The 9,495-nt window shown below is 64.2% G+C and carries 12 protein-coding genes and 1 tRNA gene; 6 read left to right on the top strand and 7 right to left on the bottom strand.

What is annotated here, in order from left to right; all coding sequences use genetic code 11:
- From WAW17_RS07520 to WAW17_RS07510, 3 genes are all read left to right on the top strand, one after another.
- On the top strand, positions 1–521 hold a 521-nt coding region (locus tag WAW17_RS07520; RefSeq protein WP_422332366.1), incomplete at its 5' end, for a pyruvate kinase.
- A gap of 58 nt (positions 522–579) precedes the next feature.
- A complete protein-coding gene (locus WAW17_RS07515) occupies positions 580–852 on the top strand; it encodes a hypothetical protein (protein ID WP_422332365.1) in 273 nt (90 codons plus the stop codon).
- A gap of 115 nt (positions 853–967) precedes the next feature.
- Positions 968–1,936: a sterol desaturase family protein gene (locus WAW17_RS07510; protein ID WP_422332364.1), complete on the top strand. Its 969-nt coding sequence runs from the start codon at positions 968–970 to the stop codon at positions 1,934–1,936.
- 50 nt (positions 1,937–1,986) lie between these two features.
- Here WAW17_RS07510 and WAW17_RS07505 read toward each other — a convergent pair whose 3' ends face one another.
- From WAW17_RS07505 to WAW17_RS07495, 3 genes are all read right to left on the bottom strand, one after another.
- Complete coding sequence (locus WAW17_RS07505) at positions 1,987–3,411, bottom strand: wax ester/triacylglycerol synthase domain-containing protein (RefSeq protein ID WP_422332363.1); 1,425 nt, start codon at positions 3,409–3,411, stop codon at positions 1,987–1,989.
- Between the two features lie 143 nt (positions 3,412–3,554).
- Positions 3,555–4,520, bottom strand: a complete 966-nt coding sequence (locus WAW17_RS07500) for a linear amide C-N hydrolase (RefSeq protein WP_422332362.1) — start codon at positions 4,518–4,520, stop codon at positions 3,555–3,557.
- 164 nt (positions 4,521–4,684) lie between these two features.
- Positions 4,685–5,305: a TetR/AcrR family transcriptional regulator gene (locus tag WAW17_RS07495; protein WP_422332361.1), complete on the bottom strand. Its 621-nt coding sequence runs from the start codon at positions 5,303–5,305 to the stop codon at positions 4,685–4,687.
- Positions 5,306–5,508: 203 nt separating this feature from the next.
- Here WAW17_RS07495 and WAW17_RS07490 point away from each other — a divergent pair, with 203 nt between their 5' ends.
- On the top strand, positions 5,509–6,447 hold the full coding sequence (locus WAW17_RS07490; RefSeq protein ID WP_422332360.1) for a metal-dependent hydrolase: 939 nt from the start codon (positions 5,509–5,511) through the stop codon (positions 6,445–6,447).
- On the top strand, positions 6,447–7,607 hold the full coding sequence (locus WAW17_RS07485) for a hypothetical protein (protein WP_422332359.1): 1,161 nt from the start codon (positions 6,447–6,449) through the stop codon (positions 7,605–7,607). Before WAW17_RS07490 ends, WAW17_RS07485 begins: the two co-directional genes overlap by 1 nt.
- Before the next feature lie 64 nt (positions 7,608–7,671).
- Here WAW17_RS07485 and WAW17_RS07480 read toward each other — a convergent pair.
- From WAW17_RS07480 to WAW17_RS07465, 4 genes are all read right to left on the bottom strand, one after another.
- Positions 7,672–7,762, bottom strand: a tRNA-Ser gene (locus WAW17_RS07480).
- Between the two features lie 56 nt (positions 7,763–7,818).
- The gene (locus WAW17_RS07475; protein ID WP_422332358.1) at positions 7,819–8,010 is read right to left on the bottom strand and encodes a CsbD family protein; all 192 of its coding nucleotides are present in this window, start codon (positions 8,008–8,010) and stop codon (positions 7,819–7,821) included.
- A gap of 139 nt (positions 8,011–8,149) precedes the next feature.
- A complete protein-coding gene (locus tag WAW17_RS07470) occupies positions 8,150–8,608 on the bottom strand; it encodes a nucleoside deaminase (protein WP_422332357.1) in 459 nt (152 codons plus the stop codon).
- A gap of 10 nt (positions 8,609–8,618) precedes the next feature.
- Positions 8,619–9,158, bottom strand: a complete 540-nt coding sequence (locus tag WAW17_RS07465) for a tRNA adenosine deaminase-associated protein (RefSeq protein ID WP_422332356.1) — start codon at positions 9,156–9,158, stop codon at positions 8,619–8,621.
- Positions 9,159–9,207: 49 nt separating this feature from the next.
- Here WAW17_RS07465 and WAW17_RS07460 point away from each other — a divergent pair.
- Positions 9,208–9,495 (top strand): NAD(P)-binding domain-containing protein (locus WAW17_RS07460; RefSeq protein WP_422332355.1); only part of this gene is annotated, 288 nt, incomplete at its 3' end.

Genomic DNA, 9,495 nt, shown 5'->3' with positions numbered 1-9,495 from the left:
TGTCGTTCGTCCGCGGCGCGGACGACGTCGTACTCCTCCACGATCATCTGAGGAAACTCGCGGCCACCGATCTGGGGTTGATCCTCAAGATCGAAACCGTCGCCGGCTTCGAGAATCTGCCCGACATCCTGCTGACCGCCATGCGGTGGCCCCAGGTCGGGGTGATGATCGCGCGCGGCGACCTCGCCGTCGAGGCCGGCTACGGTCGTCTCGCCGAAGTCCAGGAAGAAATTCTGTGGCTGTGCGAAGCGGCCCACGTGCCGGTCGTCTGGGCCACGCAGGTGCTCGACACCCTCACGCGCACGGGCCGCCCGTCCCGCGCCGAGGTGACCGACGCGGCGATGTCGGGTCGCGCGGAATGCGTCATGCTCAACAAGGGACCGTTCGTCGACCACGCAGTCGCCTTTCTGGACGACATCCTCGTCCGGATGTCCGACCACCAGCGCAAGAAGAGTTCCTTGCTTCGGCAGCTGCACTCCTGGGGCGACCGGCCGATGGAGGAATCCCTCCGGCGTCCCTGACGCGGAGCCTCGGCTCGGTCTCTAGCCCCAGCTGTCACACTGTCGATAGGCTCGACCCATGGACTCGATCGACACCTTCAACACCACGGCGCTCGAACTGATGGCCGCTGCCGAGGCGATGGAAAAGGATGTCGTATTCGTCGACATCGAAGAGATGACGGTGGGCAAGCACCGCGCCCGCCACAGCGTCATGCCCACATCGTTCTCGCTTCATCCCGACGAGGTGGTGGTGCAGTTCGGCGAGCTCGGGGAGCGTCGATACGCCCGCGACGAGCACGTGACCTGGCACAGCTTCAGCGTGACCGCCCAGCCGACCGACACATCCGAGTAACCGGATCCCGCCCGGACGGCCCGGCAATAGTGAGGCCTCCCCCTCCCCCGAAGTGATGCATGTCACGCCAAGGTACATTTATGGGTGACATTGTTCTTCAGTCCCTGGAGGAAGCATGTGGGACACCTTGGTGTCAGCGTGGAGTTCGACGCTGTTGGAGCCGCTGCACGAGCCGGTGACGCTCGCTATCCCCTTTTTCGTGCTGTTCCTCGTCATCGAGTGGGTGGCGGCGCGGCGCCTCGAGGAGGCGACGATCGATGCCGAAGGACGGGCGAGGCCGGCTCGCGGCGGTTACGACGCGCGCGACGCGCGGGCCAGCGTGTCGATGGGACTGGTCTCGATCACGACCACGGCGGCGTGGAAGTTGCTCGCGTTGGTGGGTTACTCCGCCGTCTGGGTGTATCTCGCGCCATGGCATCTGCCCGCGGATGCCTGGTACACCTGGGTGATCCTCCTCCTCGGCGTCGACCTGCTGTACTACACGTACCACCGCATGGCGCATCGCATTCGCCTGATCTGGGCAACTCATCAGGCCCATCACTCGAGCGAGTACTTCAACTTCGCCACCGCGCTGCGCCAGAAGTGGAACAACAGCGGCGAGATCCTGATATGGATTCCGTTGCCGCTGATCGGTATTCCGCCGTGGATGGTGTTCATCGGGTTCTCGGTGAGCCTGGTCTACCAGTTCTTCGTCCACACCGAACGCGTCGACAAGCTTCCACGCCCCATCGAGTTCGTGTTCAACACCCCGTCGCATCATCGCGTGCACCACGGCTGCGACCCCGAGTACCTCGACAAGAACTATGCCGGCATCCTCATCATCTGGGACCGGATGTTCGGCACGTTCCAGCCGGAAACCCACCGCCCCACCTACGGTCTCACCAAGCCCGTGGGCACCTACAACATCTGGAAACTGCAGACCCACGAGTACGCGGCGATCGGCCGGGACTGGCGGCAGGCGTCGACCTGGCGCGACAGACTGGGGTACGTGTTCGGCCCGCCCGGATGGGTTCCGTCAGGCGCGCGACAGGCTGACCAGAAAATCCACGGTGTCGTGGCCGTCGACGGTCACGAAGCTTTGTGACGGCGGCTGCTGCACCCTGCACTCGGAACGGGTGATCGGGACGCTGTGCATCAGCTGCCGGATGCGTGTCCCGGCGTCACGACCGTCGTGTCGATCGATGGATCGGTGCTGCACAGACTCAGGACGGTCCGGAATCCCTCCGCAAGGCAGTCGATCATGATCGGAAGGTCCGGCACCGACGCCGTGTCCACGTTGATACCCACGCAGCACGTGCCGGTATGCGACATGAGCGTCACGTTGAGCGCGGTGCCCAGAGTCGGCCCGAATGCGTAGTACCGCTCTACCTCCGCGCCCGCGAGGAACAGCGGTATCGGTGATCCCGGCACATCGGAGGCCAGGAAGTCGACATGCTTGAGCATCATGGCGAGATAGCCCGGTGGAAGCAGGTTGAGCGCACCGGCGATCTCGTTCGTCAGCGGAATCGCCGGATCACGGCGCAGCACTTCGATGATCTTGTCGACCTGGTGCATCAGTTCGGTGGGGTCCGGCACGTTCGCGGGCAGCGCGAGCCGCACGAGAGTGATGCGGTTACCGCCCATCGCATCGGTCTCGGTCCGCAAACTGACCGGCACCGTGACCCGCAGCTGTTCCACGGTCGCGCCGTGCACTTCGTGGTACTTCTGCAAACCGAGCAGGATCGAGGCGAGGAACGCGTCGTTGAGCGTGCTCCGGGCATTCCGCGCCGCCTGATGCAGGGCCTCCACCGGAAGATCGAGCACCGCGAAACGACGGCCGAGGCTACGCTTTCGCATCACCGGCGAGAGCGGGTTCGGGATCGGACGCACGAAGCGCGCGACCGCCGCAGCCGTGCCGGCAGCGGACCGGGCCGAGCTGAGCGGATGGAACAGCGTGCGGCGCAACGCCGGAAGAGCCACCCCGGCGCCGCTGCGAGCGAGGTCGAGACCCGTCGTCCACTCCCAGGCCACGGTGTCCGCCACCGCGCTGACATGCGGCGAGCGCGGAACGTCGGGTAGCGGGCCCCGATCCGTTCCGCCACGTTCGAAGTCGACGATCTCACCCGCGATCTGCATGCCACCGATGCCGTCCGTCAACGAGTGATGCACCTTGAGGACCAGCGCGGTCCGTCCGTCGTCGAGTCCGTCGAGGAGCGTGAAATTCCACAGCGGACGGTCCTTGTCGAAGGACTCCATCCCGAGGCGGCGCGCGAAATCGAGCACGGTCTCCATGTTGGCGGGCTCAGGCAACGACAGGTGTCGCAGATGCCAGGACAGGTCGAAGTCGGGATCTACCACCCAGTGCGGTGGGACCATCCCGAACCGGCCCGGAACGAGATTGTGCCGGAAGTTGGGCACAACCCGGGTGGCCCTGTCCATCATGACCACGAAGCGGTCCCAGTCCGGCTTGGTGTCCAGCACGATCACGGCAACGATCGTCGACCGGAGGATCGGATCCTGCTCCATGTTCCAGGAGAAGAAGTCCGACTGCGTCATATGCGATTCGCGCAGGCTCGCCATCGTGGTTCACCGTTCGTGCTCGGTTGTGGTGGGCGGCGAAATCGCCTTCCCATCTTTGACGTTAGTTTCCGGTACCGGCGCCCCGATAGGGTCCTTGGACCGCACATCGCGACCCACCTGTTACAGAAGGGCTTCCGCTCCCGTCACGACAGCGTGAAAGGTGGTTGCGATGCGTCTGCGAATGCCGAACTGACGTTGCCCAGCAGGTCGGGAGTCGCGAGGTCGAGTTTGCGGCAGGAGGAGAAGTCCATGTCTGCCAGCCGGGTCCACACAATATTCGGGCTGAACGACGATTCGAAGAAGTACAGACCCGCCGACAGATCCGCGAGCGTGCGCCAGATCGTCATCGAGATATTGGGGCGTTCGGGATCGGGTTCCCCGAACGGTTGCGCGACATTGCGCATGACGCTCAGCAACGCCGCGTACGCACGCGCCGGCGAATCGACGGGCGGAAGCCGATCGAGGTAGTAGCTGGCACGAACGAAGCGATCCGCCGCCTCCGTCGTTCCCGGGAGCGGCTGCGACCCACCGAAACCGGCGAAGTTCTTCCTGAGTTCGATCTGCTGGTCGTACGGCGGCGAGTTCGTCATCACAGTATTTGCGCGATCGTGATGGAGCCGAACCGATCCACCGACGTGCTCGATGATCAAGGAGTCACCACTGGCATCCTCGAGGGCGAGGTGCACGGTGGCGGGACGCTGGGATCGCGGCTCGATCAGTGGCCGCACCTGAAACGGCCGCTCGGCCATCAGTGCGACGCAGTCGTCGACCGTTCCACACAGATCGAGAAAGAGTTGCGGCCAGAGGGAGACTGCGAGCGCAGGCAGTGCCGGATCTCGATCTCCGAAGTCCGCTTCGGCAAGCCACAGGACATGAGCTGCCAGCCCACGCTCATTGATGCCGTCGGTGGTGGCGTTGTCCCAGGCGGTGGCGACGATGCTGCCGCACTCCGAGGTCCAGGTGACCGGATCCGGGTCACGGTCGTGGCCGACTCTGGCGGAGCCACGTGGAAGCGCCCACAGATTGGTGTCCATCTCCTCACGCCAGTCCATGTTCCGGCCGACGAGGATTCCGTGCCCGCTACCGGTCCACACAGCTCGTGTACACACCGCAACTCCTCGATGTCGTCGAGAATCTGACACCCGCGGCCGAAGGGCATGCGGGCACTGGGGTGCGCACACTCTATTGCGCAGACCGGCGTCTCCGTGCGGAAACGACACATGCCGCTCACCCGGACGAACCAGAATCACAGATGAGGGCCTGCCGGCAGCGCCTACTCGATTGCGGCCGGCTTCCTCTGCGCGACAATCGCGGTTCCCATCCAGCGTCGCAGATATCGCCGCATGTCATCGTCGTTCCGCGGCGGATCGCCTGGAGACAAGAAGAACGACTGCATCGTTCGCAGGAGGTATTCGACCAGCTCGTGAAGAGATGGATCGTCGTACCCGTACCGCTCCCAATCGACGTCGAAGCGTTTGATCATCGTCATTCCGAAGATCTGCGCCGCGTGGGATGTGAGGCCGTCGGGCTGGACGTTCGAGTACGAACTCGACAGCAGGATGCCGAGGTGGGGCGTTCGACGTACCTCGGCCAGTGTGTACACCACTCCCTCGGTCATCGCGTCGACAGGATCCTCGATGCCACTTACCTGCTGTGTCAGTCGATCGAGAAACCCGTCGACCGACGCGATGGCCGCGGCCCGCATCAGAGCGTCGGCGCTGGGGAAGTACCGGTACACCGTCTGACGGATGACACCCAGCGACTCCGCCACGTCGGCAATGCTGATCGCGGAACCGGTTCTGCCGATCAGCTCGACTGCTGCGGCAACTATTCGACGGGACGCTTCTTCATCGTTGTCCGGTGGACTCCCGCCCCACCCGCGTCTTCGTGCCACTACCAGTTTCCTCGACTCCAGCCCGGATGAAGGGCCCGACGCTACCACAGGCCCGAACCTCGCCCTGTCGTGCCGTCCCGACCGTAGCAACAAAAGTGATCATACAGATTTGTAGGTCTATGTATGATGATCGCCACTGTGGCTTCGACGAGTCCGAGCGGGGCCACCCCCCAGCCCGCTCCCGAAAGACGAGGTATCGCGCAATGACCGATCTTCAAGTTCGAAAGATGCGTTTCGCGTTCGAGGATTACGACGTGCCCTTCGTGTGGAACGAAGAAAACCCGGCCTTCTCGAGCATGGCCAATGCGGTCTCGTTCCTGGCGATCGGCTTCGAGAAGATGATCGTGAAGATGATTCTCCAAACCAAACCGCTGATCACCGATCCCGCGGTTGCCGAGGAGGCGGACGCCTTCATGCGCCAGGAAGGGCAGCACTCGACCGCTCACCGCCAACACGTCAAGGGCCTGATTGATCGGTATCCGGGGCTCCAGGAAACTCTCGACGAGGTGATCGGAGAATTCGACCGGGTCACCGCGGAGACGTCACTGAACTACCGACTGGCCTACACCGCCGACCTCGAAGCAACCTTCACTCCGGTGTTCAAGCTGATGCTCGACAACGACTCGACTCTGTTCCGGCCCGGAGACGACCGGGTCGCCTCCCTGTTCATCTGGCACTTCGTCGAGGAAGTCGAACATCGGAGCTCCGCGCTCATCATCTTCAATTCCATTGTCGGAAGCGATATCTACCGGATGCGGATGGCCCCGTCGATCTTCCGGCACGTGCTGAAGGTCATCCGGATCGCATGCGAAGGCTTCAACAAGCACGTGCCGCTCGAGGACCGCAAGATCGATGCCCTGTCGATGTTTGCCTCGTACCGGCGTCAGCAGAACCGGCGCAAGCGGTTGCCACTCCTGCGCGCAGAGGACCACGGCCCGATGCCGCGCGCGTTCGACCATCTACCGCTCGGCGAGCAACTCACCGCGTTGATGGGTGTCATCCGCAGTCAACTTCCGAAGCACAACCCGGACCACGAGAAGCTCCCCGCACTCGCCGGCCTGTGGTTCGAACGCTTCGACGCCGGCTACGACGTCACGCGCTGGTACACCGCCGACACGGTCGCCTCGCCGGAGGTGAACTGATGGCCGATCTCTGCTCCGCCACGTTCGAGCAACTCGCGACGGCGCTCGGCTTCTCCTGTCAGGAAGCCGGTGGACTCGTCGAGGTCCGCAACCCGCTGGCATTGGAGAACTGGACACTGCCGATCCTCGAGTTCACCATCGTGCTCGGCGCGGTGCTCGCGCTCGTGCTCGCAATCGTGCGTTTGCGCCGGAACGGTGACCCCACCAACCTGGTGCTCTGGTTCGGCGCGACCGCGTACCTGTTCGTCATCGAACCGCCCCTCTACTTTCCCGCCGCCTTCGGCATCGAAGACCACGTGGACACGATGTTCGCGCACAACGTGTTCACCGTGGACTTCCTGTGGGGTCGTCTTCCGCTGTACATCGTCGCGATCTACCCGTTGATGGCCACCTTGGCCTTCGAGATCGTCCGGATGCTGGGGGTCTTCCGCCGGTACGGGGTTCTCGTCGGCGCGATCTGCGTGGGATTCGTCCATCACGCGTTCTACGAGATCTTCGACCATCTCGGTCCGCAGCTGCGCTGGTGGGAGTGGTCGGTCGACAACCCGCTCAATCAGCCGATGTTCGATTCCGTACCGCTGCCGAGCGTGGTCGTGTTCGCCGCTTTGTGGCCGATGTCGCTGGCGCTGTGCGTCCAGTTCTTCGTCGGTCGTCATGTCGACCGGGGCCGGCACTTCTCCGGTCTCGAATTAGTTTGGCGCACAGTCGTCATCGGTCTTCTGGCGTCGCTGGGCACGTTCATCCTGCCGCTCCCGGCGACGGTCCTCGGAACGGGAAGCACCACGATCCGTGGAGTTGTCGACGCGGCGGAACTGGTGGTCCTCACCGTCGTCGCAATTGCGGTTCTCGTTCGCCAATGGTCGCGTCTGCGCCGGGAGAACTCGGATGCGCCCCGCTATACGAACCGCTTCGTCCAGGTCTACAGCGTGGTGTACCTGTGCGTCATGGCCCTCCTGTGGATCGCTGCGTTGCCCGACTACTTCGACGCCGTGGACGGCGTCACGAGCAACGGTGATCCCGTGGGGAACATCTGGTACGCACTGGCCTCCTTCACTGTCGCACTACTCTGCGTGATCGCCACATTCACCGTGCCGCGCGGAGGAGTCGCAGAGCGCAGCGTTCCTCCCGCCGGAGAACACGCGGCGACGCCCACTGCGTGATCGACCGAAAGAACGACAAACGCCCCCGGACTGGTCTTTCGATCCAGTCCGGGGGCGTTGCCCTTGGCGGTGGCGGAGGGATTTGAACCCTCGGACGGGGGTTACCCGTCACACGCTTTCGAGGCGTGCTCCTTAGGCCGCTCGGACACGCCACCGCCGGTGACTTTACCGGATGCGACGCCCGAGCCTGAAATCGCCAGGTGGAGCCGTCCTATGTCAGCTTGTTCTTGAGGTTCGAGGCAGCGTCCTTGACCTTCTCACCGGCGTCCTTGACTGCCGATGAAGCCTGATCCGCCTTGCCCTCGTCGCGCAAATCCTTGTCACCGGTCGCCTTGCCGGTGGTTTCCTTGGCCTGACCCTTGAGGTCTTCCGCCTTGTTGGATGCCTTGTCAGCGATTCCCATGAGGTACCTCCGTGAATCTTCGACCGAACCGTCTCTCGATCCGACGGTGCCGCGTGAGCACCTACATTCCACCAAAGCACAAATCTATGCCATTCGCTACCACTTTGCCTTTTCGGTCGCCGAAGGTTCCGCCTCGAGGTCAGCGGCGTTCACGAAAGAAATCCTCGAGGATTCCCGCGCATTCGTCCTCCAGGACGCCTCCCCGGACCTGCGGCCGATGCGTCAACCGACGATCTCTCACCACATCCCAGAGCGACCCGACAGCACCCGTTTTCGGCTCCCAGGCTCCGAACACGACCCGCGAGACCCGGGCGAGCACGAGGGCACCCGCACACATCGTGCACGGCTCCAACGTGACCGCGAGCGTGGCGCCTTCCAGACGCCAGCCGTCGCCGTACACCCTCGCCGCCGCGCGCAGCGCGATGATCTCCGCGTGGGCGGTGGGATCCGACATCGCCTCACGCGAATTCGCGGCTCGGGCCACCTCGACACCGTCGGCGTCGAAGACCACGGCTCCCACCGGCACATCGGCGTCGGTGGCCGCGCACGCAGCCTCGATCGCGGCACGCATCATCCGCTCGTCGTCCTGCAGAGTCACAGCGACACGGCTACCGCGGAAGCTTGTCCAGCACCCCGGACAATTCGTTCGAGAACCCGAGCCGCTGCGCGATCATGCCCAGCTGCTCGTCCGGGTACAGATCCGTCTCGGAGATGATGACCGCCAGCACCGGTTCCGGCAGACCCAGGTCGGCGAGCAACGACAGGTCGCCTTCCTCCCAGGGCTCGACGTCGTCGAGGTCGTCCGGGTCGATGTCGGGCACCTCGGCGTTCAGCGCTTCGAGGACGTCGGCAGCGATGTCGTAGTCGATGGCCGCGGTGGCATCCGAGAGCAACAGCCGTGTTCCCGTCGGAGCCGGCCGCAACACGATGAAGAACTCGTCGTCCACGTCCAGCAGACCGAAGAACGCGCCCGCGCTGCGGAGTGCCCGAAGCTCCTCCTCGGCGGTACGCAGACTGGTCAGGGCAGCAGAGGTGAGAGCCTTGACCTTCCAGCGGCCGTCCTCGTGGACGACCGCGACACCGAAGCCCTCCAGATCGTCGGCCCGATCCGAGGAGGCGCCGTTCTTTTCCGCGCGCTGTGCACCCATGTGCGCAACGGTAGCCCGCGCGGTGCCGGTAAATGAAGTCCGCGGCCAAATGTGCGAACCTGAGCAGGTGTCTGATACCTCTTCCGCACCTCCGGTGTGTGTACTCGGCCTCGGTCTGATCGGCGGTTCACTGCTGCGTGCGGCGGTCCGGGCCGGACGCGAAGCCTGGGGACACAACCGATCTGCGCGCTCCGTCGACGCCGCCCGCGAGGAAGGATTCGACGCCGATACGAATCTGGCTGCCGTACTGCGGCGCGCTGCGGCGGAATCGGCGCTCATCGTGATCGCCGTCCCCATGCCTGCCGTGGAGGCGACGCTCAGGGCCATCCGCGAACAC

The sequence above is a fragment of the Rhodococcus sp. (in: high G+C Gram-positive bacteria) genome, from assembly GCF_049286785.1.
Taxonomy (GTDB): Bacteria; Actinomycetota; Actinomycetes; order Mycobacteriales; family Mycobacteriaceae; genus Rhodococcus_F.
This window is presented reverse-complemented; position numbering and strand designations above follow the sequence as displayed.

What these genes read in the sequence shown, in the direction of transcription:
- WAW17_RS07515 (WP_422332365.1), top strand. Translation starts at nt 580, where the DNA reads ATGGACTCGATCGACACCTTCAACACCACGGCGCTCGAACTGATGGCC.
- WAW17_RS07510 (WP_422332364.1), top strand. Translation starts at nt 968, where the DNA reads ATGTGGGACACCTTGGTGTCAGCGTGGAGTTCGACGCTGTTGGAGCCG.
- WAW17_RS07505 (WP_422332363.1), bottom strand. Translation starts at nt 3,411, where the DNA reads ATGGCGAGCCTGCGCGAATCGCATATGACGCAGTCGGACTTCTTCTCC.
- WAW17_RS07490 (WP_422332360.1), top strand. Translation starts at nt 5,509, where the DNA reads ATGACCGATCTTCAAGTTCGAAAGATGCGTTTCGCGTTCGAGGATTAC.
- WAW17_RS07485 (WP_422332359.1), top strand. Translation starts at nt 6,447, where the DNA reads ATGGCCGATCTCTGCTCCGCCACGTTCGAGCAACTCGCGACGGCGCTC.
- WAW17_RS07475 (WP_422332358.1), bottom strand. Translation starts at nt 8,010, where the DNA reads ATGGGAATCGCTGACAAGGCATCCAACAAGGCGGAAGACCTCAAGGGT.
- WAW17_RS07465 (WP_422332356.1), bottom strand. Translation starts at nt 9,158, where the DNA reads ATGGGTGCACAGCGCGCGGAAAAGAACGGCGCCTCCTCGGATCGGGCC.